Source organism: Amycolatopsis ponsaeliensis, from assembly GCF_030182635.1.
Taxonomy (GTDB): domain Bacteria; phylum Actinomycetota; class Actinomycetes; order Mycobacteriales; family Pseudonocardiaceae; genus Amycolatopsis; species Amycolatopsis ponsaeliensis.
The window spans coordinates 20,175-44,967 of the sequence record NZ_JAPZLD010000053.1 but is presented as its reverse complement, the minus strand read 5'-3'; the positions used below and the strand labels follow the sequence as shown (position 1 = coordinate 44,967).

General features: G+C 72.3%; 29 protein-coding genes. 16 read left to right on the top strand and 13 right to left on the bottom strand.

Annotated features, from left to right (window positions below):
• Positions 1 to 181: 181 nt before the first annotated feature.
• Positions 182 to 1,117 carry a TerC family protein gene (locus tag QQ657_RS47300; protein WP_284748979.1) on the top strand — a complete coding sequence of 312 codons (936 nt, stop codon included), beginning with the start codon at positions 182 to 184 and terminating at the stop codon, positions 1,115 to 1,117.
• Complete coding sequence (locus QQ657_RS47295) at positions 1,114 to 1,491, top strand: bacteriophage spanin2 family protein (protein ID WP_284748978.1); 378 nt, start codon at positions 1,114 to 1,116, stop codon at positions 1,489 to 1,491. The genes QQ657_RS47300 and QQ657_RS47295 overlap by 4 nt, the downstream gene beginning before the upstream one ends.
• 78 nt (positions 1,492 to 1,569) lie before the next feature.
• Here QQ657_RS47295 and QQ657_RS47290 read toward each other — a convergent pair whose 3' ends face one another.
• On the bottom strand, positions 1,570 to 3,012 hold the full coding sequence (locus QQ657_RS47290) for an aromatic amino acid ammonia-lyase (protein WP_284748977.1): 1,443 nt from the start codon (positions 3,010 to 3,012) through the stop codon (positions 1,570 to 1,572).
• A gap of 90 nt (positions 3,013 to 3,102) precedes the next feature.
• On the opposite strand from QQ657_RS47290, the gene QQ657_RS47285 reads away from it, so the two are divergent.
• The 4 genes from QQ657_RS47285 to QQ657_RS47270 all read left to right on the top strand — a co-directional run bounded on the left by QQ657_RS47285 (position 3,103) and on the right by QQ657_RS47270 (position 7,126).
• Complete coding sequence (locus QQ657_RS47285) at positions 3,103 to 3,927, top strand: MurR/RpiR family transcriptional regulator (protein WP_284748976.1); 825 nt, start codon at positions 3,103 to 3,105, stop codon at positions 3,925 to 3,927.
• Entirely contained in the window at positions 3,893 to 5,227 is a 1,335-nt protein-coding gene (locus QQ657_RS47280; protein ID WP_284748975.1) for an MFS transporter, read from the top strand. Before QQ657_RS47285 ends, QQ657_RS47280 begins: the two co-directional genes overlap by 35 nt.
• Before the next feature lie 46 nt (positions 5,228 to 5,273).
• A complete protein-coding gene (locus QQ657_RS47275; RefSeq protein WP_284748974.1) occupies positions 5,274 to 5,939 on the top strand; it encodes a TetR/AcrR family transcriptional regulator in 666 nt (221 codons plus the stop codon).
• An 80-nt stretch (positions 5,940 to 6,019) separates the two neighbouring features.
• The gene (locus QQ657_RS47270; protein ID WP_284748973.1) at positions 6,020 to 7,126 is read left to right on the top strand and encodes an acyl-CoA dehydrogenase family protein; all 1,107 of its coding nucleotides are present in this window, start codon (positions 6,020 to 6,022) and stop codon (positions 7,124 to 7,126) included.
• Here the strand turns inward: QQ657_RS47270 and QQ657_RS47265 are convergent.
• Entirely contained in the window at positions 7,123 to 7,587 is a 465-nt protein-coding gene (locus QQ657_RS47265) for a MarR family winged helix-turn-helix transcriptional regulator (RefSeq protein WP_284748972.1), read from the bottom strand. The two genes, QQ657_RS47270 and QQ657_RS47265, sit on opposite strands and share 4 nt — an antisense overlap.
• A 67-nt stretch (positions 7,588 to 7,654) precedes the next feature.
• On the opposite strand from QQ657_RS47265, the gene QQ657_RS47260 reads away from it, so the two are divergent.
• The 3 genes from QQ657_RS47260 to QQ657_RS47250 are packed head-to-tail and all read left to right on the top strand — an operon-like array spanning position 7,655 to position 10,351.
• A complete protein-coding gene (locus QQ657_RS47260) occupies positions 7,655 to 8,692 on the top strand; it encodes an LLM class flavin-dependent oxidoreductase (protein WP_284748971.1) in 1,038 nt (345 codons plus the stop codon).
• Complete coding sequence (locus QQ657_RS47255; protein ID WP_284748970.1) at positions 8,685 to 9,722, top strand: LLM class flavin-dependent oxidoreductase; 1,038 nt, start codon at positions 8,685 to 8,687, stop codon at positions 9,720 to 9,722. Before QQ657_RS47260 ends, QQ657_RS47255 begins: the two co-directional genes overlap by 8 nt.
• Positions 9,719 to 10,351, top strand: a complete 633-nt coding sequence (locus QQ657_RS47250) for an NADPH-dependent F420 reductase (protein WP_284748969.1) — start codon at positions 9,719 to 9,721, stop codon at positions 10,349 to 10,351. The genes QQ657_RS47255 and QQ657_RS47250 overlap by 4 nt, the downstream gene beginning before the upstream one ends.
• Before the next feature lie 170 nt (positions 10,352 to 10,521).
• Here the strand turns inward: QQ657_RS47250 and QQ657_RS47245 are convergent, their stop codons facing one another.
• Complete coding sequence (locus QQ657_RS47245) at positions 10,522 to 11,895, bottom strand: MFS transporter (RefSeq protein ID WP_284748968.1); 1,374 nt, start codon at positions 11,893 to 11,895, stop codon at positions 10,522 to 10,524.
• A 94-nt stretch (positions 11,896 to 11,989) separates the two neighbouring features.
• Between QQ657_RS47245 and QQ657_RS47240 the strand changes: the two genes are divergently transcribed.
• From QQ657_RS47240 to QQ657_RS47230, 3 genes are all read left to right on the top strand, one after another.
• A complete protein-coding gene (locus QQ657_RS47240) occupies positions 11,990 to 12,508 on the top strand; it encodes a winged helix-turn-helix transcriptional regulator (RefSeq protein WP_284748967.1) in 519 nt (172 codons plus the stop codon).
• Between the two features lie 68 nt (positions 12,509 to 12,576).
• Positions 12,577 to 13,140, top strand: coding sequence for a TetR/AcrR family transcriptional regulator (locus tag QQ657_RS47235; RefSeq protein ID WP_284748966.1), 564 nt, complete (start codon positions 12,577 to 12,579; stop codon positions 13,138 to 13,140).
• An 11-nt stretch (positions 13,141 to 13,151) separates the two neighbouring features.
• A complete protein-coding gene (locus QQ657_RS47230; RefSeq protein WP_284748965.1) occupies positions 13,152 to 13,883 on the top strand; it encodes a cupin domain-containing protein in 732 nt (243 codons plus the stop codon).
• Here the strand turns inward: QQ657_RS47230 and QQ657_RS47225 are convergent.
• Positions 13,880 to 14,755, bottom strand: coding sequence for an SDR family oxidoreductase (locus tag QQ657_RS47225; RefSeq protein WP_284748964.1), 876 nt, complete (start codon positions 14,753 to 14,755; stop codon positions 13,880 to 13,882). The genes QQ657_RS47230 and QQ657_RS47225 overlap by 4 nt on opposite strands.
• A gap of 123 nt (positions 14,756 to 14,878) precedes the next feature.
• On the opposite strand from QQ657_RS47225, the gene QQ657_RS47220 reads away from it, so the two are divergent.
• Both QQ657_RS47220 and QQ657_RS47215 read left to right on the top strand, forming a co-directional pair.
• Complete coding sequence (locus QQ657_RS47220; protein ID WP_284748963.1) at positions 14,879 to 15,454, top strand: TetR/AcrR family transcriptional regulator; 576 nt, start codon at positions 14,879 to 14,881, stop codon at positions 15,452 to 15,454.
• Positions 15,451 to 16,218 (top strand): SDR family NAD(P)-dependent oxidoreductase, encoded by a 768-nt coding sequence (locus QQ657_RS47215; RefSeq protein ID WP_284748962.1) that lies wholly within the window; start codon positions 15,451 to 15,453, stop codon positions 16,216 to 16,218. The genes QQ657_RS47220 and QQ657_RS47215 overlap by 4 nt, the downstream gene beginning before the upstream one ends.
• A gap of 6 nt (positions 16,219 to 16,224) precedes the next feature.
• Here QQ657_RS47215 and QQ657_RS47210 read toward each other — a convergent pair whose 3' ends face one another.
• Complete coding sequence (locus tag QQ657_RS47210) at positions 16,225 to 16,740, bottom strand: MarR family winged helix-turn-helix transcriptional regulator (RefSeq protein ID WP_284748961.1); 516 nt, start codon at positions 16,738 to 16,740, stop codon at positions 16,225 to 16,227.
• 47 nt (positions 16,741 to 16,787) lie between these two features.
• Here QQ657_RS47210 and QQ657_RS47205 point away from each other — a divergent pair, with 47 nt between their 5' ends.
• The gene (locus QQ657_RS47205) at positions 16,788 to 17,228 is read left to right on the top strand and encodes a DUF6069 family protein (RefSeq protein ID WP_284748960.1); all 441 of its coding nucleotides are present in this window, start codon (positions 16,788 to 16,790) and stop codon (positions 17,226 to 17,228) included.
• Here the strand turns inward: QQ657_RS47205 and QQ657_RS47200 are convergent.
• The 4 genes from QQ657_RS47200 to QQ657_RS47185 all read right to left on the bottom strand — a co-directional run bounded on the left by QQ657_RS47200 (position 17,172) and on the right by QQ657_RS47185 (position 20,768).
• Positions 17,172 to 17,402 (bottom strand): anti-sigma factor family protein, encoded by a 231-nt coding sequence (locus QQ657_RS47200; RefSeq protein ID WP_284748959.1) that lies wholly within the window; start codon positions 17,400 to 17,402, stop codon positions 17,172 to 17,174. The genes QQ657_RS47205 and QQ657_RS47200 overlap by 57 nt on opposite strands.
• A complete protein-coding gene (locus QQ657_RS47195; RefSeq protein WP_284748958.1) occupies positions 17,399 to 18,034 on the bottom strand; it encodes an RNA polymerase sigma factor in 636 nt (211 codons plus the stop codon). The genes QQ657_RS47200 and QQ657_RS47195 overlap by 4 nt, the downstream gene beginning before the upstream one ends.
• 87 nt (positions 18,035 to 18,121) lie before the next feature.
• Positions 18,122 to 18,826 (bottom strand): flavodoxin family protein, encoded by a 705-nt coding sequence (locus QQ657_RS47190; protein WP_284748957.1) that lies wholly within the window; start codon positions 18,824 to 18,826, stop codon positions 18,122 to 18,124.
• Positions 18,827 to 18,836: 10 nt separating this feature from the next.
• Positions 18,837 to 20,768 carry a thiamine pyrophosphate-binding protein gene (locus QQ657_RS47185; RefSeq protein ID WP_284748956.1) on the bottom strand — a complete coding sequence of 644 codons (1,932 nt, stop codon included), beginning with the start codon at positions 20,766 to 20,768 and terminating at the stop codon, positions 18,837 to 18,839.
• 84 nt (positions 20,769 to 20,852) lie between these two features.
• Between QQ657_RS47185 and QQ657_RS47180 the strand changes: the two genes are divergently transcribed.
• Complete coding sequence (locus tag QQ657_RS47180; protein WP_284748955.1) at positions 20,853 to 21,455, top strand: hypothetical protein; 603 nt, start codon at positions 20,853 to 20,855, stop codon at positions 21,453 to 21,455.
• Here the strand turns inward: QQ657_RS47180 and QQ657_RS47175 are convergent.
• The 4 genes from QQ657_RS47175 to QQ657_RS47160 are packed head-to-tail and all read right to left on the bottom strand — an operon-like array spanning position 21,452 to position 24,706.
• Positions 21,452 to 22,402, bottom strand: coding sequence for an amidohydrolase family protein (locus tag QQ657_RS47175; protein ID WP_284748954.1), 951 nt, complete (start codon positions 22,400 to 22,402; stop codon positions 21,452 to 21,454). The genes QQ657_RS47180 and QQ657_RS47175 overlap by 4 nt on opposite strands.
• The gene (locus tag QQ657_RS47170) at positions 22,399 to 23,442 is read right to left on the bottom strand and encodes an amidohydrolase family protein (RefSeq protein WP_284748953.1); all 1,044 of its coding nucleotides are present in this window, start codon (positions 23,440 to 23,442) and stop codon (positions 22,399 to 22,401) included. The genes QQ657_RS47175 and QQ657_RS47170 overlap by 4 nt, the downstream gene beginning before the upstream one ends.
• On the bottom strand, positions 23,439 to 24,020 hold the full coding sequence (locus QQ657_RS47165; protein ID WP_284748952.1) for a nuclear transport factor 2 family protein: 582 nt from the start codon (positions 24,018 to 24,020) through the stop codon (positions 23,439 to 23,441). Before QQ657_RS47165 ends, QQ657_RS47170 begins: the two co-directional genes overlap by 4 nt.
• Positions 24,017 to 24,706, bottom strand: coding sequence for a GntR family transcriptional regulator (locus QQ657_RS47160; RefSeq protein ID WP_284748951.1), 690 nt, complete (start codon positions 24,704 to 24,706; stop codon positions 24,017 to 24,019). The genes QQ657_RS47165 and QQ657_RS47160 overlap by 4 nt, the downstream gene beginning before the upstream one ends.
• Positions 24,707 to 24,793: the final 87 nt, after the last annotated feature.

The window sequence follows — 24,793 nt, the reverse complement described above, 5'->3', positions numbered from 1 at the left end:
GCTTAGCCGTCCACACTTGACAGACGAAGCACAGTTCGTCATTCTGGAGGAGACGGAGGGGAGTACCCGCCCCGGTCCGGCATCGTCAATCCGGCTGCCCCTGCGCAGACCCGGTGCCGGCGCCACCTTGCGAGGTGGCCGGGAAGACCTCCGGTTCGCCACCGAACCGGAGGAGTGTGCCGTGACCGTCCCCATCTGGGCCTGGGCCGCCGTGCTGGGCGTCATCCTGCTGATGCTCGCGGTCGACCTGTTCGCCCACCGCAAGGCGCACGTCGTCGGCGTCCGCGAAGCGCTGACGTGGTCCGGCGTGTGGGTCGCGCTGGGCGTCGCGTTCGGCGCCATCGTCTGGTGGGTCTGGGGCGCGGAGCTCGCGGGCCAGTACTTCGCCGGCTACGTGATCGAGAAGTCCCTGGCCGTCGACAACGTCTTCGTGTTCGCGATCATCTTCGGCTACTTCGCCGTGCCTCGCGAACACCAGCACCGCATCCTGTTCTACGGCGTCATCGGGGCGCTGGTGTTCCGGGCGGTGTTCATCGCCGCGGGGTCGGCGCTGCTCGCGAGTTTCGCCTGGATCCTCTACGTGTTCGGCGCTTTCCTCGTCCTGACGGGCATCCGGATGGCGCTGCACCGCTCGGGACCGGCGGACTACGAGCAGAACGTCGTCCTGCGCGTGTTCCGCCGGGTCGTGCCGTCGACGGATGTCCACCACGGCAAGAAGTTCCTCGTCCGCGAGGCGGGCCGCTGGGTGGCGACGCCGTTGCTGGCGGTGCTGGTGCTGATCGAGGTCACCGACGTGGTCTTCGCGGTCGACTCGATCCCGGCGATCTTCGCGGTGACGCAGGAGCCGTTCCTGGTGTTCACGTCGAACGCGTTCGCGATCCTCGGCCTGCGCGCGCTGTACTTCCTGCTCGCCGACCTCATGCACCGGTTCGTGTACCTCAAGCTCGGCCTGGCGCTGGTCCTGGTCTGGGTCGGCGTGAAGATGCTGCTGCTGGAGATCTGGAAGATCCCGACGGCGCTTTCGCTGGGCGTGGTGGGCCTGATCTTGGCGACGGCGGTCGTCGCGAGCCTGCTCAAGACCCGCACCGCACTTCCGGAAGAAGGGAAAGTCCGATGAAACGACTCACGACGGCCGCCATCGGCGGCGGCCTCCTGCTGGCCCTCACCTCCTGCGGCGTGGCCGCCGAAACCGCGGACCAGGTCGGCACCGCCGCCACGACGGTCAGCGTCTGCACCGAAGCGGTGCGGATCGCCACCGCCACCCCGGACCTCGCCGACCCGCAGGCCGCGGCGGACCGCGCGCACGCGGCCGGCCGGGAGCTGACCGACCTCGCGCAGCGGGCCGGGAACACGACCGCCGGCGAGGCGATCGACTCCCTGGCCACCACGCTGCGCGAAACCACGGTCGACGACCTCGTCACCAGTCCCGCGAACTGGGTGCAGCGCAAGGCCGGACAGGTCACCGCGCTGACCAAGGCGTGCGGCCTCTGAGCAAATCCCGTGTCCCGAACGGCATCACGCGTGATCCGGCGGGCATCACGCGTGATCGCCGGGGCATCAGGCGAGCGGTCAGAGCACCGCGAGCCGGTCCAGCAGGCGCTCGGCCTGGTTGATCTCCGCGCTGAGCGGGTGGTCCTCCGGGATGTGCGGGAGGCCGCCGTCGGCGAGGCGGAACGCTTCCCGCAGCGGCGTGTCCGGCAGCGTCGCGCCGGCCAGCCGCAGCGCGCGCACCGCGCCGAGCAGTTCGCACGCCAGCACCGTCCGGTAGGCCGCCGTGGCCACTACCGTGCTGCGGACGGCGTGCGTCGAGAAGCTCGCGTGGTCCTCCAGCCCGCGGGAGATCACGGCCGTGCCGAGGGTGACCGGCGAGGCCGCGTGCCGCAGCGTGCCCAGCGCGTCGTGCGCGACGTACTCGAGGATCATGATCCCCGAGCTGCCCGCCGGCCCCTCCGCGAGGAACGGCGGCAGCCCGCTCAGGTCCGGCTCCACGAGGTCGCCCAGCCGCGCGGTCGACAGCTCCGCGACGTGGTGCAGTGCCGCGCGCAGCTGGTCGAACGCCAGCGCCACGTGAGCCGTCGAGAACTGGCCGTGGTGGTAGGCCTGCTCGGTCTCGACGTCGATCAGCGGGTTCTCCGCGGCGGCGTTGATGTCGATGGCCAGCACGCGTTCGACGGCGGCCGCGGCGTCCAGTGCCGGTCCTTGCACCTGCGGGAACGCCCGTAACCCGAACGGATCCTGCAGTCGCCGCCCCTCCGCGACGCCGGCGAGCAGGCGGCGCAGCTCCGCCGCGCACCGGACGGCGCCCGGGTGCGGCCGCGCGGCGTGGACGCGCTCCGAGTACGCCTCGGCCGAGCCGCCGAGCGCGCAGAACGTCAACGCCGTGACGACGTGGCTCGCGGCGAGCAGCCGGCTCAGGTCGTGCCAGGCGAGCACCGCCTCGCCGAGGGTGGCGGCGTTGCTGGAGATGAACGCGAGCGCGTCGCCCGGGCTGATCGCCACCGGGTCGAGGTCGCCCGCCGCCCACGGCAGCTCCCCCGCCAGCGTCAGGGCGATCTCCGCGAGCTGGGCGAGGTCGCCGGTGCCGATCGCGCCGCGCGAGTGGACGTGCGGGAGCGCGCCGACGCGCAACGCCGTCTGCAGCACCTCCAGCAGCCGCGGGTGCACGCCGCTGCCGCCGGCGGCGAGCTGGTTGAGGCGGATGGCCATCACCGCGCGCACGGCGTCGTCGGGCAGCGGCTCACCGGTCCCGCCCGCGTGGCTGCGCAGCAGGCGCAGGCCGTGGTGGTCGGCCGACTCCGGGTCGACGACGGTGTGCCGGTTGGCGCCGACCCCGGTCGTGCGGCCGTACACCGCGCGCTTGGCACCCAGCTCGACGGCCAGCCGGTAGCTCGACTCCGCCCTCGTCACCGCGTCGGCACCGAGCTCCGTCGACGCGCTGCGCCGGGCCACGCGCACCACGTCGGCGCAGCGGAGCCCGGTCCCGCTGATCTCGATGCGGTTGGTGTCGGTCATCGCCACCTTCCTTAACAAGCGCTCTTGACAAGTTTTCATTCATTCCTAAGGTGACATGAAACTACTCATTCACACAAGGACGGAGACCCGGTGTCCCGGTCGCTGCACGAACTGCTCACCGCCCACCGGCTGACCCCGGCACAGCGGCGCATCGCCAGCTACCTGGCCGACCACGCCACCGAGGCCGTCGCGCTCACCAGCGCCGAACTCGCCGAGTACGCGCAGGTCAGCCAGCCTTCGGTCACCCGGTTCGTCGCCTTGCTCGGGTTCGACGGCTATGCCGGGTTCCGCCGCTACCTGCGGGAAGCCGCGGCCGAGCCCGAGCCGGAGTGCGGCGGCACCAAGTTCCAGGACGCCATCGACGCCGACGTCCGGAACCTTGGCGCGTTGCGGGCCCAGCTGGCCGACGACACCCGCCTGCGCACGATCGCGGCGGGGCTCATGGAATCCGTCCCGCTCGTCGTGGCCGGCTACCGCGTCTCCGCGGCCCAGGCCGCCTCTTTCGCTTACCTGGCCACGAAGATCCACCCGGACGTCCGGCTGCTGACCGACTCCGGCAGCGTCTTCGGCGACTCCCTGCGCCACGCCCACCGGTGCGGCGCGCGGACGCTGGTCGTGGTCGCGCTCCCCCGCTACCCGCGGGAAAGCGCCGCCGCGCTCGACCAGGCCCGCGCACTGGGCCTGCGCACCCTGCTGATCACGGACCGGCCCGTCACGGCGCTGACCCCGCTCGCCGACGACGTGCTGAGCGCGGGCGTCGCGTCGGAGTTCGTGTTCGACTCCCACGCCGCGGTCGTCTCGCTGACCGTGGCGCTGGTCGAGGCGATGGCCGACGCGGCCGGCGCCACGGCCCGGCAACGACTGGAAGGCTTCGAAGACTATGCCGCAGAGCACGACCTCTTCCTCCCCGAGTGAGGCGGCAACGGCGTTCGACGACGTCCCGCTCAACCGGTTCCACCTGCGCATCACGGCGCTGACGTTCTGCGCCAACTACTCCGACGGCTACGAGCTGGGCATCATCAGCATCGCCCTGCCGGTGATCGCGTCGTCGCTCGGCTTCGGCGCGGTGTGGGAAGGCCTGCTCGGCGCGTCGGCGCTGATCGGGATCTTCCTCGGCAGCGTGCTGGTCGGCTGGGCGGCGGACAAGATCGGCCGCCAGCGACTGTACACTTTGGACTTCCTGCTGATCGCCGTCGCGTCGGCCGCGGAGTTCTTCGTGCAGGATCCGGTGCAGCTGTTCATCTTGCGGCTCTTGATCGGGATAGGCATCGGCGCCGACTACGCGCTCGGGCCGACGCTGGTCGCGGAGTTCGTCCCCCGCAAGTACCGCGGCGGGCTCTTGGCTTCGCTGACGGTGTTGTGGACCGTGGGGTACGTCGCGGCGTTCTTCCTGGGCAACTACCTGGTCTCCCTGGGCGGCGACTCATGGCGCTGGCTGCTGGCGACGAGCTGCGTCCCCGCGATCGCCGTGGTGCTGCTGCGCATCGGCGTCCCGGAATCCCCGCGCTGGCTGCTCACGCAGGGCCGCCTCGACCAGGCCCGCGCGGTGGTGCGCCGCCTGCGCGGCGACGAAGCGGCGTTCGACCAGCTGGTGGCCACCCACCGCCCGGAGCGGCGCGCGAAGTACCGCGAGCTGTTCGGCAAGCAGTACCGGCGCGCCACGGCGTTCGGCGCGATCTTCTACAACGCGCAGGTGATCCCGTACTTCGCGATCTACACGTTCCTGCCGCTGGTGCTGCTCAAGATCGGCATCGGCGAGGAGGACACCACCAGCGACGGCGTGCTGAACCTGTTCCTGCTGCTGGGCAGCCTCGGCGGCCTGTGGCTGGTGGCGAAGATGACCCGCCGCGGCCTGACGATCTGGTCGTTCGTGGTGCTGATCGCGACGATGGCCCCGATGGCGGTCTGGCCGGACGCCCCGACGGCGCTGCTGTTCCCGCTGTTCCTGGTCTTCACGTTCACGATGTCGGCGGCGGTCAACCTCGACCAGGTGTACCCGCCGGAGCTGTTCCCGACGGACCTGCGCAGTTCGGGCGTGGGCCTGCTGAACGGCCTGAGCCGCGTGGGCTCGGCGATCGGCACGTTCCTGCTGCCGCTGGCGCTGGACGGAATCGGCTTTTCGCCGACGATGCTGATCCTGACCCTGGTCCTCGCGGTCGGGCTCGTGGTGTCGGTGAAGTGGGCACCGGAGACGAAGAACTCCATGCTGGACTGAGGAATCCGGGTCACAGGACCTAGGCTGGCAGGATCAGGAGGTGGTCGTGGAACCCGTGGTGTCGCCGTTCACCGCCGAGCCGGGTGCGGAGTCCTTGCTGGCGCGCGCGTATCTCGACGCCGTCGAGCAGGTCGGTGATGCCGACGAGATCCGCGTCCGCGTGCTCGACGCCGCCTACGAGCAGTTCTGCCGGATGGGCGTCCAGCGGTCCACGATGGAGGACGTCGCCAAGCGGGCCGGGCTCTCGCGGATCACCGTCTACCGGCGGTTCGCGACCAAGGACACGCTCGTCGAGCACGTCGTGCGCCGGGAGTACCGCCGCTACTTCGACCGGTTCCTCGCCGAGATCAAGCAGGCCGGGACGGTCGCCGACCGGGTCGTCCTCGGCTTCGTGAGCTCGCTGCGCGCCATCCGCGGCAACCCGCTGATCGGCGGCCTGATCGCCGCCGAACCGGGCCTGCTCGCGTCGTCGATGATCACCGACGACGGACGCACACTGGCCACCGTGCGGGAGTTCGTGGCCGGCCAGCTCCGGCACGAGCAGCACGCGGGAAATGTGCGCGCCGAGCTGGACGCCGACGTCGTGGCCGAGCTGATGGTCCGGGTGTCCGCCTCCTTCCTGGCCATCCCGAGCCTCGTCGTCGACCTCGACGACGAGGAGCAGCTGGCCACGCTCGCGCGGCGCTACCTCGTCCCGCTGCTCGACGCCTGAGCGGCCCTTGAGTTCCGGCCGCTCAGATACGAAGATACATCTCACGTAGCCGTGTATCTCCACCATCGCCGGGAGCACTCGTGAGCCTGACCACCGAGCAACGCGACTTCGTCGCCGCCGTCGACGACTTCTGCCGCCGGGAGGTGGGCGAACGGACCACCGCGCACGACGACGCGCTGTACCGGAAGATGGCCGAGCTGGGCTGGCTCGGCGTCGCTGTCCCGCCGGAGTACGGCGGCGCCGGCCAGGGGATGCTGGACCTGGTGTTGTTCCTGGAGACCACGGCCTACCACCAGGCACCCATCGGCGGCTTCGCCACGTCGGTGATCACCGCGGCGTCGTACGAGAAGTTCGCTTCGGAAGAGCGCAAACGCGAAGTGCTGAGCGACTTCCTCCGCGGCGAGGTGCTGGCCGTCTCGATGTCCGAACCCGGGGCGGGCTCCGACGTCGGCGCCCTCGCGTGCAAGGCGGCCCGCCAGGACGGCGGCTGGGTGATCGACGGGCAGAAGACGTGGTGCTCGAACGCGCACATCGCCCGCCACATCCTGCTGGTCGCCCGCACGTCCGCCGACGGCGGCAAGCACGACGGCCTGACGATGTTCTCGGTCCCGGCCGGCACTGCAGGCCTGGCCGTGCACGGCATCGACACGATGGGCGGGCGCGAGGTGAACGACCTCTACTTCACCGGCTGCGCCCTGCCCGCGGACGCGGTGGTGGGCGAGGCCGGCCAGGGCTGGCGGCAGCTGATGGCGGGCCTGAACCTCGAGCGGATGATCCTGGCGGCCGTGATGCTCGGCACGGCGCGCCGCGCGTTCGACGACACGGTGTCCTACGTCCGCGAGCGGCACCAGTTCGGCCGCCCGGTGGGGTCGTTCCAGGCCCTGCGGCACCGGATCGCCGACCACGCGACCGAGCTGGAGTGCACCCGCCTGCTGGTGCACGACGTCGCCCGCAAGATCGACGCGTCCGACGGGAAGCCGTTGCCGCGCGAAGCGTCCATGGCGAAGCTCAAGGCGACGGAGTTCGCGAAGGCCATGGCTCTCGACGGCATGCAGATGATGGGCGGCTACGGCTACGCGACCGAGTACGGCATGGAACGCCTCCTGCGCTCGACGGTGGTGTCCACCGTGTACGGCGGGACGAGCGAGATCCAGCGCGACATCATCGGCAAGACCTACGACCTCTAGCCGAGCTTGGCGCGCAGCGCCGCCGCGATCTCCCCCGCCGCGGTGACCTGCTCCGGGGTCAGCGCGTCCACGAACAGCTCGCGGACCGCCGTCAGGTGCGGAACCGTCGCACCCCGGAACGCCGCCGAGCCCTCCGCCGTCAGCACCACCTCGGCGCCGCGGTTGTCCGTCCGGCACTCCTCGCGCCGGATCAGGCCGCGCTTCTCCATCCGGCCGAGGTGGTGCGACAGGCGGCTGCGCTCCCAGCCGATGTCGTCGGCCAGCTGCGACGACCGCAGCCGCTGCCCCTCGGCCTCGCTGAGCGCGAGCAGCACCGCGTAGTCCCCCGGCGAGAGCCCGCACTCCGCCTGCAGCCGCGCGCCGAGCTCGGCACGCACGGCTTCGGTCGTCTCGATGAACCCGCGCCAGACGCGCAGTTCCTCCGTGGTCGGCAGTACGCGCCGCCGTGTCGTCCGGGTCACCTTGCCTCCTAGTTGACACGTCAATCATATCGAGCGGATGATTGACGTGTCAATCAAAGGAGGCACCATGATCGAGCTGGGCCTGAACTCGTTCGGCGAGGTCGCCACCGACGACGGCCGCACGCTGGGCGACGCCGAGACCGTCCGGTTGCTCGTCGAGGAAGCACGGCTGGCCGAGGCGGCGGGGCTGGACGTATTCAGCGTCGGCGAGCACTACCGCGAGGGGCACACCGACAGCGCGGCGCCCGTGCTGCTGGCGGCGATCGCCACGGCGACCGAGCGCATCAAGCTCGGCACCTCCGTGACCGTGCTGAGCACGAACGACCCGGTGCGGCTCTACCAGGAGTTCTCCACCCTGGACGCCGTCTCGGACGGGCGTGCCCAGCTGGTACTGGGCCGGGCGTCGGCGACGGAGTCGTTCCCGCTGTTCGGCTACGACCTCGCCGACTACGAGCACCTCTTCGAGGAGAAGCTCGACCTCTTCGTGCGCTTGCAGCGCGAGGAGAGCGTCACCTGGTCCGGCGACGTACGCGCGCCGTTGACCGACGAGACGCTGCACCCCCGGATGCGCCCGGGCGGGATCCCCACCTGGATCGGCGTGGGCGGCAGCCCGGACTCCGTCGTGCGCGCGGCCCGCTACGGCCTGCCGCTCATGCTGGCGATCATCGGCGGGCGCCCGCAGCGCTTCGCCGGTCACGTGGAGCTGTACCACCGCGCGCTCGAGCAGTTCGGGCACCCCGTTCAGCCGGTCGGCCAGCACTCGCTCGGCCTGGTCGCCGACACCGACGAAGAAGCCGTCGAGACGTGGTGGCGGTACTGGGAACCGGTCGTGACGCGGATCGCCGCCGAGCGCGGCTTCTACGAACCGGACCGGCGGCGCTATCTATCCGAAGTGGACACCGGCGCCCTGTTCGTCGGCTCCCCGGAGACCGTCGCCCGCAAGATCGCGACCGTGGCGCGGGACCTGCGCCTGAGCCGCTTCGACCTCAAGTACGACATCATGCACCTCCCGCGGGCCGCGCGGGCCCGGACGATCGAGCTGCTCGGCCGCGAGGTCGCGCCGCGGGTGCGTGAACTGCTCACGAAGGAGCCCTCCCGTGTCTGACCTGCAGTTCGGCCTCGACACCTTCGGCGACGTCCCCGAGGACGACGCCGGCCGGCCGCTGTCCCACGCCGCCGCCATCCGGCAGGTGGTGGACGAAGCCGTCCTCGCCGACGAGATCGGCGTCGACGTGATCGCCCTCGGCGAGCACCACCGCCCCGAGTACTCGATCTCCACGCCCGAGACCGTGCTGGCCGGCATCGCCACCCGCACCTCGCGCATCCGGCTGTCCTCCGGTGTCACGGTGCTGAGCTCGGACGACCCGGTCCGCGTGTTCCAGCGCTTCGCGACGGTCGACGCGCTCTCGGACGGGCGCGCCGAGGTGATCCTCGGCCGGGGTTCGTTCACCGAGTCGTTCCCGCTGTTCGGCTACGACCTGAGCGACTACGACGCGCTCTTCGAGGAGAAGCTCGACCTGTTCGTGCGGCTGCTCGACGAGAAACCTGTTAGTTGGCAAGGAAAGCTCCGGCCGCCATTGGAGGACGCCGACGTCTACCCGAAGACCGAATCCGGCAGGCTGACGACGTGGGTCGGCGTCGGCGGCTCGCCCCAGTCGGTGATCCGGACCGCCCACCACGGCCTCCCGCTCATGCTGGCGATCATCGGCGGACCGCCGGGGCGGTTCGCGCCCTACCTCGACCTGTACCGCCGGGCCGCCGCGCAGTTCGGCACCACCGCCCACCCGGTCGGCATGCACTCCCCCGGGTTCGTCGCCGACACCGACGAGCAGGCGCGCGAGGTGTTCTGGCCGCGCTACCGCGTGATCCGCGACCGGATCGGCGCGCTGCGGGGCTGGGCGCCGATCAAGCGCGAAGAGTACGACCACGAGATCGAGCACGGTTCGCTGTACATCGGCTCGCCCGAGACCGTCGCCCGCAAGATCGCCGGCGCGGTCGCGGAGCTGGGCGTCGGCCGCTTCGACCTGATCTACAGCTCCGGGTCGCAGCCGGCGAGCGCCCGTCTGCGCGCCGTCGAACTCTATGGCACCAAGGTGATCCCGATGGTGCGTGACCTTCTCTCGGAGACGAAATGATCATCGGCATCCTCGGCGCGGGCAAGGTGGGTACCGTCCTGGCCCGGCTCGCGCTCGCCGCCGGGCACGACGTGCTCGTCGCGGGCTCGGGCGCACCGGAGAAGATCGCGCTCACGGTCGACGTCCTCACGCCCGGCGCGGTCGCGACGACCGCGGAAGAGGCGGCGGTCAAGGCGGACGTCGTGCTCCTCGCGCTGCCGCTGGGCAAGTACCGCACCGTCCCGGCGGCGGCACTGGCCGGCAAGCTCGTCATCGACGCGATGAACTACTGGTGGGAGGTCGACGGCCACCGCGACGACCTGCGCGTGTCGACCAGCGAGACGGTCCAGTCCTTTTTGGAGGGCGCGCGCGTCGTGAAGGCGTTCAACCACATGGGTTATCACGACCTGGAGGACGAGGCCCGCCCGGCGGGGACTCCGGGCCGCAAGGCGATCGCGATCGCCGGCGACGACCCGGCCGACGTGGCGCGTGTGGCGGAACTGGTCGACGCGTTCGGCTTCGACCCGCTGATCGCCGGCCCGCTGGCCGAGGGCGTCCGCCTGGAGCCGGGCGCGGAAGCCTTCGGCGCGAACGTCGGCGCGGGTGAACTGCGTGCCATGCTCGACCGGTTCGCGGCCCGGGACAGCTAGGTCGCAAGTTGTGACGCTGGAACGGGTTCGCCCACTGAAACTCCGGCGACGGTTCCGCCGTCAGGGTCGCGTCACAGCAGGGGCCCTCGGGGCCCGTTGATGGAGGATTCCGGCCACTCCGCTTCCCCAATCCTCCATCGACACCTCGCGGCCATGCCCCAGTCGGACGATTAGGCCGCGACCGCCGCTGCGGCGCGCTTCGCCCGGGCGGTCAGGGCCGCGATCGCCGCCGAGCCCACCAGCGAGACCGCGATGCCCACGAGGACCGCGGTGTTCCAGCCCGCGGTCAGAGTGGCCGGCGTCGGCGTGCCGTGGACCGCCAGCACGCTGACCACCGTGACGCCGATCGCCGCGCCGACGTACCGGCTCGTGTTGTTGATACCGCTGCCCATGCCGGCCCGGTGCGGCGGCACGCTCGCCACGGCTTCGCGCCCCAGCGACGCGTTCACCACGCCGGTGCCGAGCCCGGCCACCAGCAGGCCCGGCAGCAGGGCTCCCGGACTCGAGCCCGGGGTGACGAACGCGAGCGGGACGAGTCCCGCCGCCACCACGACCAGGCCGCCGCTCAGCCGCGTGCCGCCGGAGAGGGTGGCCGGGAGCCGGCGGGTCAGCAGTGCCGAAAGCACGCTCGTCGCCGACCAGGCCAGTACCACCAGCGCCGCCGCCAGGGGGCTGAGCGCGAGGCCGTTCTCGAGCATCGTGCAGAGGAACGCCATCAGCGCGGTGACCCCGGCGCCCGCGACGAACGCGCCCGCCGTGGCCGACACCAGCGCGGGGCGGCGGAAGAGCGTGAGGTCGAGCATCCCGCCGCCGGACGAGTTCTGGTGGGCGAAGAACGCGATGAGCAGTACGACCGCCGCCGCGATCAGCGCCAGTTCGAAGGGGCTCGTCCAGCCCTGCCTGCCTTCGGTCAGCGCGGCCAGCAGCGCCGCGAGCCCGCCGCCCAGCAGCAGCGCGCCGGGCAGGTCGATCGTCCGCGCCCGCCCCGAAACGGACTCCTCGAGCAGAACCCGCCCGAGCACAGCGACGCCGAGCGACAGCGCCGTGATCACGATGTAGAGCACGCGCCAGTCGTCGTCGAGGGCCGCGCCGGCCAGCGGGCCGATCGCGATGCCCGCGCCGACGCAGGCACCCCACAGGCCGCTCGCGCGGGCGCGGCTGGCCGCATCCGGGAACGCGGGCCCGAGCACGGCGAGCCCGCACGCGATCAGCGCGGCGCCGCCGAGGCCTTCGACGACCCGGCCGGCGATGAACGTCAGCGGCCCGGGCGCGACCGCGCAGAGCACGGACCCCACGGCCGTCACGAGGGCGCCGGCGACGAAGACGCGCCGCCGGCCGAAGTCGTCGCCGACCGCGCCGGCCGGCAGCAGCGCGACGGCCAGGCCGAGGCTCATCGAGCTGAGGATCCACGACGTCGCGACCGCACCGGCCCCGAGCCCGCCGGCCACGGCCGGGACGATCGAGAGCGGCGCGGTGAACACGAAGAGCGCGAGCAGGGTCGCGCCACCGGAGGCGACGAGGACGGCTCCCGGGCGGCTGGCCATGCGAACTCCTCTTGATTCGGTCACCGAACTCTTTCGCTGGAAGGCTAGCACGGTTGGTTCGATGACCGAACTCTTCTGTGGCAGACTGGGACGCATGGCACTCCCCCGCGAATACACCAACCAGGCCTGCTCGATGGTCCGCGCCCTGGAAATCGTCGGAGAGCGCTGGACGCTGCTGATCGTCCGCGATGCCGTCTTCGGCGTCCGCCGCTTCAGCGACTTCGTCGAGCACCTGGGCATCCCGCGCGCGGTCCTGACCGAACGGCTGGAGTTCCTGATCGGCGAAGGCGTGCTGGCGCGGGTGCCGGGCCCCGGCAAGCGCAGCGAATACGAGCTGACTGCCAAGGGCCGCGGGCTCTGGCCGGTCGTCCGCGCCCTGTCGGCCTGGGGCGACGAGCACTACGCACCGGGCGGCCGGCGGCGCGTGTTCGTCCACGCGGGCTGCGACGGCGAGGTGCCGCAGTCGGGCACCTGCCTGCGCTGCGGCGCCGAGGTCACGCTCGCCGAGACGGTGATGACGCCGGGCCCGGGACTGACGCCGCCGTCGCCGGAAGAGGGCCAGGTCAGCGCCGTTCTCGCGCGGCCGCATCCCCTTCTCGAGCCGGTGCACTGAGCCTTGCGCGCCCCTTTCGGCGGGGACGGCTCTGGTCTCTGTACCTACTAGTATGTACAGTGCTCGGCGTGGACACCAGGAACCAGCTCATCGACAGCACCCGCGAGCTGTTGTGGGAACGCGGCTACGTGGGCACCAGCCCCAAGGCCATCCAGCAGCACGCCGGCGCCGGGCAGGGCAGCATGTACCACCACTTCTCCGGCAAGCGGGAGCTGGCGCTGGAAGCCGTGCGGCGCAGCGCGGACGAGCTGCTGGCGGCCGCCGAGGCGCAGCTGCGCGGGCCCGGGACCGCGCTCGAGCGGATCACCGCGTACCTGCGCCGTGAGCGCGAAGTGCTGCGGGGCTGCCCGATCGGGCGGCTCACGCAGGACCCCGAGATCGTCGCCGACCCGGAGCTGCGCGCGCCGGTCGACGAGACCCTGACGCGCCTTCGCGCCCGGCTGGCCGAGGTCCTCGACGAGGGCAAGGCGGCGGGCGAGCTGCCCGCCGGGCTGGACACCGCCGCGCTGGCCGCCACCGTCGTCGCCGTCCTGCAGGGCGGCTACGTGCTGGCGCGCGCCGCGGACGCGCCCGAACCGTTCGACCAGGCCGTTTCCGGCGTCCTGGCCCTGCTCACCACCCACGCCCGCTGAGGAGCCCCGCCGTGCACGTCCGTCCCGTTCCCCCCAGCACCGCCGCGCCCGCCGACGCGATCTCCGGCAGTGCGTGGATCACGTCGCTCGCCGTCCCCGAGGGCCCGTCGCGCACCCGGGTCGACCGGGTGCAGTTCGCGCCCGGCGCCCGCACGCGCTGGCACCGGCACCCGCTCGGCCAGGTCCTCGTCGTCACCGAGGGCACCGGGTACGTGCAACGGCGCGGAGGCCCGGCCCAGCTGGTCCGGCCCGGCGACACGGTCCGCGTCGCCGCCGGCGAGTGGCACTGGCACGGCGCCACCGACACGAGCGCGATGACCCACCTGGCGATCGAGGAGATCCCCGCCGACGGCACCGCGACGGAGCTCGGCGACCCGGTCGCCGGCGCCGAGCCCGCGCCCGTCCCCGCCGAGCCCGTCACCCGGACCATGGTGCTGGAGCAGCAGCTTCCGGCCCCGCGCGTGGTCGACCACGTCGAGATCCGCCGCATCACGATCGCCCCGGACTTCGGCACCGGCCTGCACGTCCACAATGGACCGGTGTTCGGCAGCATCGAGGCGGGTTCGGCGGTGTACCAGATCGAGGGCGAGCCCGAGACGCTGCTCCGGCCGGGCGACGTGTTCTACGAGCCCGAAGCCGCGCGGATCGCCCGGTTCGACGCTCAGGAGGACGGCGTCACGTTCATCGCCCACTTCCCCGCGGGGCCGGGGGAAACCCCGCGGCTCGACCCGCTCGAAAGCTAGGCCCGCGCGGCGAAGTAGTCGCCGGTTTCCAGGTCTTCCAGCAGGCCCGGGTGCGTCGGCTCCCAGCCGAGCAGTCGCGTTCCGGCACTGGAAACCGGCCCGTCGAAGCCGAACACCCGGGCCATGAACGGGCTCGGGAAATGCGTCGCAGCCTCCTCCGAAGTCAAGGAAACCGTGGGCACGCCGAGCTTGCGGGCGATCGTCTCCGCGATGCTCTTGAACGGCACGTTTTCCGCCACGCCGTGCAGCACGCTCCCGGCGGGAGCCTCTTCCAACGCCAAGTGGAACAAGATCGCCGCGTCGCGCCGGTGGACTGCGGGCCAGCGGTTGGCGCCGTCGCCGACATACGCCGACACGCCGGACTGGCGTGCCGTGGTGATGAGCATCGGGATGAACCCGTGGTCTTCGGGCCCGTGAACCGTCGGCGCGAGCCGGACCACCGTGCCGCCGGCGTCCAGGCATGCCCGTTCGCCCGGGATGCGGAAGCCGGCGATTCCGTGCGCGTCGGGCTCGTCCCGCTCGGTGCACTCCCGGCCGCCCGGCAGGACCAGCGTGCCCGACGTGCTGACGAACCGCTTGCCCGCGCGGCCGAGCGCCTCGATCGCCGCCGTGTCGCGACGGGTCAGGTCGTCCGGGTCGGCGAAGTCGCCGCCGAAGGCCATGTGCAGGACGCCGTCGGCGGCTTCGGCGCCGCCGCGCAGGCTGTCGAGATCCTCCAGAGAGCCGCTGATTACGGTGGCGCCCAACGACTCCAGCCGGGCGGCGGCCGCGTCCGAGCGCGCGAGACCGGTGACGGTGTGGCCGGCCGCGAGGAGCTCGGCGACGACGGTGGGGCCGGTCTGGCCGGAACCACCGGTGACGAAGACATGCATGCGGACACTCCCGTTAACGCCAGTGACTGGCACTACTTAGCGCCAGTCACTGACTTTACGCGTAGCGCCAGCGACTGACGCAACGTGACGCCAGTCACTGACGGAATGCGGTAGCCTCGGCTCGTGCCACGAAGCGGAGCGGAAGCGCGCCGCCGCCTCCAGCAGGCGGCTCTCGAGCTGTACGGGGAACGCGGGTTCGACCGGACCACCACGGCGGAGATCGCCGCGCGGGCCGGCCTCAACGAGCGCACGTACTTCCGGCACTTCCCGGACAAGCGCGAAGTGCTCTTCGACGGCGAAGCCGACCTGCGCGACACGATGACCCAGGAGGTCGCCGAAGCACCTGACGGCCTCACGCCGTTCGAGATCCTGCTGCGCGCGTTCCGGAAAGCCGCGCTGATCCTCGAGGCCAACCGCCCGTTCTCCGAGCCCCGGCTGGCGATCATCGCCGCGACCCCGGCGCTGCGCGAACGCGAACTGGCCAAGCACGCGTCGCTCGGCGACGCCCTGGCGGAGGCGTTGCGCCGGCGTGGCGTCCCCGGCGGGCCGGCGGCGCTGGCCGCGCAGACCGGCTGGGCGACCTTCCACCACGCGGCCCAGGCCTGGATCGACGACCCGTCGCAGAGCCTGGACGTCCATCTCTCGCAGGCTTTCGACGATCTGCGCGCCCTGTCCGTCTCCCCGGGAGCCGAACGATGACCGAACACAAGGGCGTGCTGGTCACCGGCGGCTCGCGGGGCATCGGCCGGGCCACTGCCGTCGCCTTCGCGGCACGCGGCTACCGCGTGGCGGTCCACTACGCGACCCGGCGCGACGACGCCGAGGCGACGCTCCGGGAACTGACGGGGTCCGGGCACACGTGCATCGCCGGCGACCTGGGTGATCCGGCCGCGGCGCGCCAGGTCGTCGACGAGGCGATCGCGACGCTCGGCCGCGTCGACGTCCTGGTCAACAACGCCGCCCAAGCCCCGACGGAGCAGACCCGCCACGCCGTTTCCGAGGTCGGCTACGACCAGTGGGTGGAAGTGTGGCGGCGCACGGTCGACGTCAACCTCCTCGGCGCCGCGAACGTCACCTGGGCGGTCGCCCGGCATCTGATCGAGCACGAACGGCCGGGCAGCGTCGTCAATGTCGGCTCGCGCGGCGCGTTCCGCGGCGAACCCGAGCACCCGGCCTACGGCGCGAGCAAGGCGGCCCTGCACGCGTTCGGCCAGTCGATGGCGATCGCCCTGGCGCCGCACGGGATTTCCGTGACGTCGGTGGCGCCCGGGTTCGTCGCGACCGAGCGCCAGGAGGCCAAACTCACCGGCCCGGGCGGCGAAGCGCTGCGGGACCAGAGCCCGTTCGGGCGGGTGGGCACCGCCGAGGACGTCGCCGCGGCGATCGTCCACCTCGCCTCACCGGAGGCGGCGTGGAGCTCCGGCGCGATCCTCGACGTCAACGGCGCCTCGCACCTGCGCTGACGCCGATCAGGGATTCGGCCGCTTGAGGACTTCGGTCGGCAGCCCCAGGTTCTCGACGATCCGCTCGACGGCGCCGCCGAGCCGCACGAAGTCGTCGCCGAGCGGGTCGACCACCAGCCGCCGCACGTTCGCCACGTGCGCGGGCGACGCGGCCGCCAGGTGCTCGCGGCCGGCGTCCGTGAGGGTCGCGATCGTGAAGCGGCGCCCCTGACCCGTGCACACCTTGCGGGTCACCCACCCGCGATCCTCGAGCCGGGCCACCGCGTGGGAAATCCGCGGCAGGGACCCGTTGGCCATCTCGGCGATCTCGCTCATCCGCAGGTTCTCCCCCGGCACCACCGAAAGCCGCGCCAGGATCATGTAGCCCAGCAACGTCAGGTCGGCGTCGCGCAGCAGCTGGCTCTCCAGCGCTCCCGGCAGGGTGAGCAGAACCTTCGCGAGGTTGATCCACACACGCCGCTCGTCTCTGCCGAGCCGCTCGAACGGCTCCTCTGCCTGCTCGTCCACGCTTGACTTTAACACGCAACTCAATCTACCTTTGGGTTTAATACGCAACCCAAGGAGGAGCGATGACCCCCACCGCCACCCGGACGTCCGCCACGGCTCTCCGCCTGGGGGTCGCCGTCGTGGCGGCCGCCGCCGTCAACGCCGTCATAGCGCTCACCGCGTCCTCGCTCGACGACGGCGGGATCGGCATGGGCCTCAACGCCCCCGCCTACCTGCCGGCGACCGTGCTGGGGCTGCTCCTCGGCACCGCGGGCTGGATCCTGATCGCCCGCCGGGCTCCCCAGGCGCTGCGCGTGGTCGTGCCCGCGGTCCTCGTCCTGACCTGGGTCCCGGACCTGCTGCTCCTGACCGCGGGCGCGACCGCCGCCAACGTCGTCGGGCTGATGCTGATGCACCTGGTGGTCACGACGGCGGTGGTCCTCGCGCTGCGCCCGACCCTGCGGGACTCAGCCGCGGTGCCAGTCGCGGAAGGCGTCCAGGAGGTCCGCACGCACCGCGGGTGACAGCGACTCCGCGGGCAGCTCGCCCAGTTCCGCGATCGTGGTGCGGAACTGGGCCAGGTAACGCTCGCAGCCGTCGCAGCGGGACAGGTGCTCGACGAACCGGTCCTCCGTCGCCGGGTCGAGCGCATCGTCGAGGAACGCCGTGACCAGCTCGACGAACTCATCGCAGGTCATCCCGCCGCCCCCAGGTAGCCGGCCAGGCGTTCCCGGACGACCGCGCGGGCGCGGTGCAGCAGCACCCGCTGGTTCGCCGCGGTGATCTGCAGGATCTCGCAGACCTCCTCGGCGGTGTGGTCGGCGACGTCGCGCAGGCTGATCACGGCGCGCTGCCGCGCGGGCAGCTCGGCCAGCGCGCCGGTGATCACCTCGCGGACTTCCAGTGCCAGTGCGGTCTTCTCCGGCGACGCCCACGCTTCGGGGACTTCCCGCCAATGCCCGGGATAGGCGCCGCCGGGGCCCCGGAACCGGCCGGGATCCACCGTCGGGCCGTGGTCCTCGTCGCCGGGCAGCAGGCTCGTCCACGGGACGCTGCGCTTCTCGCGCGCCCCGCGTTTCTTGGCCGTGTTGACCAGGATCCGGTACACCCACGTCTTGACCGACGACCGCCCTTCGAAGGCGCCCAGGCCCGTCACGACGGCGAGCCAGGTGTCCTGCACGACCTCCTCGGCGGTCGCGTGCGTCGAGACGAAGGACCGGGCCAGCCGCAGCATCGACGACGACCAGGCGTCGAGCACGTCCGCGAACGCCGCGCCGTCGCCGGCCCGCAGGGCCGCGACGAGCTCCTCGTCCGGGGGCAGCTCGGTCACGGCCCGAGCGTATCCCTTGCGGGGGCGGAAAAAGATGACGGACACCTTACGGCCACCCCGGCCCCGCGGGCGGGCACACCGCGACGCTCAGCGGTATTCGGGGTTGACGAAGTCGAACCGGCAGCCCGCGTCCCACTCGCTGCGCTGGTTGCCGTGCGCCGGGATGCCGCCCGCGTCCTTCAGCATCCTCGCCAGGTGCAGCAGGTTCCACGTCATGAACGTGGTGTTGCGGTTGGTGAAGTCGTTCTCCGGGCCGCCGGAGCCGGGGTCCAGGTAGGACGGTCCCGGGCCCGCTTCGCCGATCCAACCCGAGTCCGCCTGGGGCGGGATCGCGTAGCCGAGGTGCTGCAGGCTGTAGAGGACGTTCATCGCGCAGTGCTTGACGCCGTCTTCGTTGCCGGTGATCAGGCAGCCGCCGACCCGGCCGTAGTAGGCGTACTGCCCGGCGTCGTTGAGCAGGTGTGAGCAGGCGTAGAGCCGCTCGATGACCAGCTTGGTGACGGAGCTGTTGTCCCCCAGCCAGATCGGTCCCGCGAGCACCAGGATGTCCGCCGCGAGCACCTTCTCGTAGATCGACGGCCACTCGTCGCTCGCCCAGCCGTGCTCGGTCATGTCCGGCCAGACGCCGGTGGCGATGTCGTGGTCGATGGCGCGCAGCACTTCGACGCCGACGCCGTTCTTCTCCATGATCCGGCGGCTGACGTCGATCAGGCCTTCGGTGTTGCTGCGCTCGGGCGAGCGCTTCAGCGTGCAGTTCACGAACAGGGCACGCAGGTCGTCATAGCTGGGCATGGTCGTCCTTTCAGAGGAGTTCGGCGTCCTGTTCGACGCAGAGCAGGGTGGGTCCTTCGGCGGCGAACAGCGCGGCCATGGCCTCGTCCAGCTGCTCGCGCCCGGTGACGGCGATCCCGGTGGCGCCGCAGAGCTCGGCGTAGGCGGCCCAGTCCGGGTTGACCAGGGACGTCTGCCACACCGGGTAGTCCCCGGCGAGCTGCTCCTTGCTGATCTTGCCGAGCGCGTTGTTGTTCAGCAGCACGTGCTTGACCGGGATGCCGTACTTGACGGCGGTGGTCAGCTCGGTCGCGTACTGCCCGAACCCGCCGTCCCCGGTGACCGCCACGACGGGCCGGTCCGGGGCGGCCGCCCACGCGCCGAGCGCCGCCGGGTAGCCGAACCCGATCGAGCCGAGGTAGCCCGACATCAGCACCGGCTGGCCCTTCGACTCCAGGTAGCGGCCCAGCGAGTAGGCGTGGTTGCCGACGTCCACGGTGACCACGGCGTCGGCGGGCAGGTGCCGGGACAGCGCGTCGAACACCGCCGCGGCCGACACGCCCCGGCCGCGGTCGTCGGCGACCCGGCGGGCCTTCTCGGCGCGCCAGATCGCCCAGCGGGCGGCGACGTCGGCACGCTGGTCCTCGGCCTTCGGCTCCCCCAGCTCGGCCACGAGCGCGTCGAGGGCGAGCCGCGCGTCGCCGAGCAGCGACGTCGTGACCGCGTCGAACCGGCCGATCGCGGCCGGGTCGTCGTCGATCTGCAGGATCGGCTTGTAGGCGGCGATCCCGGTGTGGTTGCTGAACGACGCGCCGACGGCGACCAGCACGTCGGCTTCGTTCATCAGCCAGCTGGCCACCGGCGTCCCGCTGCGGCCGAGCACGCCCGCGCCGAGCGGGTGGGTGTCGGGCACCAGGCCCTTGGCCTTGAACGTGGTGAGGACCGGGGCGCCGAGGCGCTCGGCCAGCGCGGTGACCTCGGCGGCTGCGTCGCGGGCGCCGTGCCCCACCACGAACACCGGGCGCCGCGCGTTGCGCACGAGCGCGGCCGCCGCGGTGACGGCGGCGGCTCCGGGCGGCCCGGCCCGGCCCGCGCGCCGGCCGTCCGGTGTGGACGGTTCCGCGTCGCTCGGCTGCACCTGCACCTCGTCGGGCAGCACCAGGTGGGCGACGCCCCGCCGGTCGAGGGCGTGCTTGACGGCCAGCGCCGCCAGCTCGCCGTGGTCGCTTCCACTGTGGACGGTCGTGGTGGACACGGCGACGTCGCGGAACACCGCGGAGAGGTCGACGTCCTGGAACGCGCCGCGGCCGAGCACCTTCGACGGCACCTGCCCGGAGATCGCGAGCACCGGCGCCCCGTCGAGCTTGGCGTCGTAGAGCCCGGTCAGCAGGTTCGTCGAACCCGGCCCGGCGATCGCGAAGCACGCCGCCGGCCGTCCGGTGAGCTTGCCGTACGCGCTCGCCGCGAACGCCGCCGCGCCCTCGTGCCGGATCCCGAAGTACGTCAGCTCGCCGCGGGCCTCGGCCCGCCGCAGCGCCTCGGCGAACCCGAGGTTCGAGTGCCCGACCATGCCGAAGACGTGCCGCACGCCCCAGGCGACGAGCGTCTCGACCAGGACGTCGGCGACCGTCCGCGCCGGCGGCGCCGGGTCCGGCAGACGGACGAACACGCCGTCCGCGCGTTCCTCGACCGGGTAGGTGGCGACGGCGTCCCCGAACCCCTCGGGCGGCTGCCCGGTCACCGGGTCGTAGTCGTAGCCGTGCCACGGGCAGCGCAGCCAGCCCTTCTCGATCGAGCCTTCGCCGAGCGGCCCGCCCTGGTGCGGACAGTGGTTTTCCAACGCGCCCAGCCGCGCGCCGCAGCGCGACAGGGCGACGCCGCGGCCGTCCACGGTGACGCTGCGGACCCGGCCGTCCGCGGGCACGTCGGCCGGGTCGACCCGGTGCCAGCCGTTCTCCGCCATGTAACGCCTCCAGGGTTCGGGGACACTGCTTCGACGGCAGGCTCAGTGCCCGGAACCCTCCCGGGCGTTACACGAGGAGTTCGGATGGACTGGGAACCGACCAGGCGGTCACTGCACGGCGTCGCGGAGCTGCTGCTGGCGGGCCCGCAGCACCGCGCGACCGGGCGCATCGAGCTCCGGGTGGCCGAGGGCGGATTCGCGACCGTCGCCGGGCCCGCCCTGCGCGTCGAAGGTGCCGGACTCGTGACGGACTCGGCCCGGGTGCCGCTGGCCGGGCGGACCTATGCCGACGTCGCGGCGGAGGCCGGGCTCGAGGCGGGCGAGCCCGCCGGTGTCTACTCCGGCGGTCCCGGTGTCCGGCCCGGCGAGACGATCACCTTCGACGCGGACGCGCTGAAAGGCCTGCTGGCAGCCTTCGCCGATGGCGACCGGGCGCTGCGCGAGTTCACCCCGGACGTCACGCCGGTGCTGTGGCCCGAGCACTTCGACGTCGCGATCACCCTCGACGAGGTCAACTACGGCGTCTCCCCCGGCGACGGCTACCTGGGCGAGCCCTACGCCTACGTCGGCCCGTTCGAGCCGCGGGAGGGCGAGTTCTGGGACGCGCCGTTCGGGGCCGCCCGCCCCGTGCGCGAACTCGACGGCGAGATCACGGCGTTCTTCCGCACCGGCCGCGAACGGCTCTAGGCAGGCGATAGCCGGGGGAAGAGCCGGGCGCCGTTGCGGGTGGTGAGCTCCCGCCAGGTGGTGCCCGCGGGCTGCGCGGCCGCGTCGATGCTCGCCAGTTGCGCGTCGACCGCCGCCGGCGGGGTCCAGCAGAAGTCGCTGCCGTACAGCAGCCGGCCGGTGCCGAACGCGCGCTCGGCCGCCGGGACCTGCCGCGGGAACGGCGTTCCCGCGATGTCGAACCACAGCTCGCCGAGCTGCCCGGGGACCGTCGGCCCGCCGGCGTCCCCGGTGAACGCGGTGCGGAACAGCTCCAGGCGATCGGCCAGCAGCGGCAGCACTCCCCCGCCGTGGGTGAAGATCCACGGGATGCCCGGGTACCGCTGCAGAGTCCCGGTGAAGACCAGGTCGCTCACGGCCCGGCCGGTGTCGAAGAGGAACTCCAGCATCGGCCGCGGCCGGCCGAGCGCGATCGCCTCGGCGTGCGGCGGGGACGTCGGGTGGACGAACACCGGGGTCCGGCGGCGCGCCAGCTCCGTCCACAGTGGAGCGAACGCCGGATCGCCGGGGTAGCGGCCGCCGGCGTTGGTCTCGATCGTCACGCCGTCGCAGCCCAGCTCGTCGGCCGCGTACGCCAGCTCGGCGAGCGCACCGTCCACATCGGGCAGGGGCAGCGACGCGAAGTGCCCGAACCGATCAGGGTGCGCCCGGCGGACCTCGGCACCGACGTCGTTGACCTGCCGCGCGAGCCGTCGCGCGGCGGCGTCATCGCCGAAGTGGACCCCCGGCGAAGAGATCGACAGCAGCGAGACCTCGACGCCCCAGCGGTCCATCAGCTCGAGGTGCTGCGACGCGTCCCACGTCGGCCACCCCGGCATGCCGTCCGGCGAGCCGTGCCCGGCCGCGACCGCGGCCTCGACGTACTCCGGGGTGAGGAAGTGCGCGTGAACGTCGACCAGCCCGCTCACGCGACCACCTCTCCGGCGGCCCAGACGCGCCGGATCTTGGCGGTCGCCGTGATGTCCCGGGCCGGGTCGCCGTCGACGAGCACGAGGTCCGCCCGCAGTCCTTCGCGCACGGCGCCGCGGTCGGGCAAGCCGAAGTACCGGGCGGGCAGGTCGGTCGCGGCGCGCAGAGTGTCCGTTTCGGACAGTCCTGCCTCGACCAGCAGCGCCAGTTCCTGGTGCAGGCTCGCCCCCTGGACGACCGGGAAGGGCAGCATCGGTGCGGAGAACGCGTCGGTGCCCGCGAGGATCGGCACGCCGGCCGCGTGCAGCGCGGTGACCGAGTCCCGGCTGAACGCGTAGCCGTCGGCGCCGAGCTTGGTGGTGAGCGCGGCCATCATCGTCAGCGTGGGCACGGCGACCTGCCCCTGCCCGGCCATCGCCGACACGGTTCCGGCGTCGAGGACGCCGTCGCGCGGGACGTGGGTGACCACATCCGCGCCCGCCCGCACCGCGCGCCGGTAAGCGTCGACTGACGACGCGTGGGCGACCGTGAGCTTGCCGTGCGCCCGGCCCGCGGCGACCACGGCGTCGATCGTGGCCTGGTCGAGCAGGTCGCCCTCGACGACGACCTTGATGTAGTCGGCCCCTTCGGCCACGCGGCGGGCGACGAACTCCGCGGCCTGGCCGGGCGCGGTGAGGATCGCCTCCTCGGGCATGCCGGGCATCTTCGCGTGGTTGCCGCCCGGCCCGATCGCCGGCACACCGGCGCTGCGGATGTCCGGTACCTGACCGCGGAACGAGTCGACGCGCTCGCGCGGCCAGCACGCCATGTCGAGCGCCGTGGTGACGCCGTGGGCGGCGAGGGCACGCAGGTCGTCCGGGGTGAGCAGGTGGACGTGGGCGTCGAAGAGCCCGGGCAGCAGAGTGGCGCCGGCGCAGTCGAGGGCTTCCGCGCCGGTCACGTCGGTGCCGATCAGCGCGCCGTCGACGACCACGGTGGTGGGTTCGGTGAGACCGGCGCCGTCGAAGACGCGGACACCGGTCAGGGCGGTCTTGGTCATGATGCCTTTCCGGGCAGCCAGGTGAAGAGGGAGTCGTAGAGCCCGGCGACCTCGGCGGGGCGGTCGTCGCCGTAGAGGTCGTCGGCGATCGGGTACCCGCGCCGGCCGAACACGTGCGCCAGGAAGCGGTAGGAGGGGCGCAGACCCCCGAGCGAGGGCAGCGGCACCGGGGTTCCCGGGAGCACGGGCGCGAGGACGTCGCGTTCGTAGACCGGATCCAGGGAGGTGATCAGCCACCGTCCACTCCGGACTTCGGCCCGGTAGAGCAGCCGCGTGTAGGACGTGAGGTCGACTTCGACGCCGTCGAGCACGGTCCGCAGCTCGATCGCCGCGGACATCTCGGCGATCGCGCGGTCCCCGTCGAGGTCCACGACGGGCGGCCCGAGCCGGTGGCGGGTGACGTCGCCGCGTCCGGCCATCTCCCGCGAGCGGGCGACGAACTCCTCGCCGCTGCCCCGGAACCAGCTCAGCCGCACGGCCGAACCCGGTGCGTAGCAGGCCCCCATCCGGTCCCACCAGCCACGATCCCGGCCCTGCCGTTCGCGCAGGACCAGCTGGGCGACGTCGGCCGCCGTCACGAGGCCGGCTCGGCGCTGAAGCTCGACTCCATCAGGATCTCCTTGGTGCGGTTGACGTGCGCCTCGAACCGGGCGACGGCCAGGTCCGCGTCGTGCGCCAATGCGGCGTCCACCAAGCCCTGGTGCTCGCCCGCGACGTCGCGGTGGCGCTCCTCCCCTCCGGGGCCGGACCAGGCGCGGTAGAGCTCGGCCGCGTCGGACAGCCGGGTGCAGATGTCGAGCAGCACGACGTTGCCGCACGCCTTGATCAGCGTGTGGTGGAACTCCAGGTGCGCGCGGGCCCATTCCTCGTTGCGCCGCATCGGCGGCCCGGGCAGGATCATCGGCTGCCCGGCGAGCCGGTGGTGCGCGGCCAGCACCTCCGACTCCCACGTGACGCCGCCGCGCCGCACCGACAGCCGCAGCGCCGAGCCCTCGTTGATCGCGCGGGCCTCGGTCAGGTCCGTCAGCGCCTGCAGCGACAGCGGCGTGACCCGGAACCCGCGGTTGCGGTCCACCTGCACGAGGTCCTTGGCGGCGAGCAGCCCCAGCGCCTCGCGCACCACGCTGAGGCTGACCTCGAACTCCGCGCTCAGCTCGGCGGGCTTGACCCGCTCGCCCGGGGCCAGTTCCGCATTGAGGATCGCCGAGCGCAGCCGGTGGTACACCGACACGGCCAGGCTCTCGCCACCCGCTCTCTTCGCCATGCCGAGACGATAACACACTCTTCGCACAAGAATCGATTCTTGTCTTGACAGTCGGATATCGCGGGCAGAGTATGGGGACACCGACGC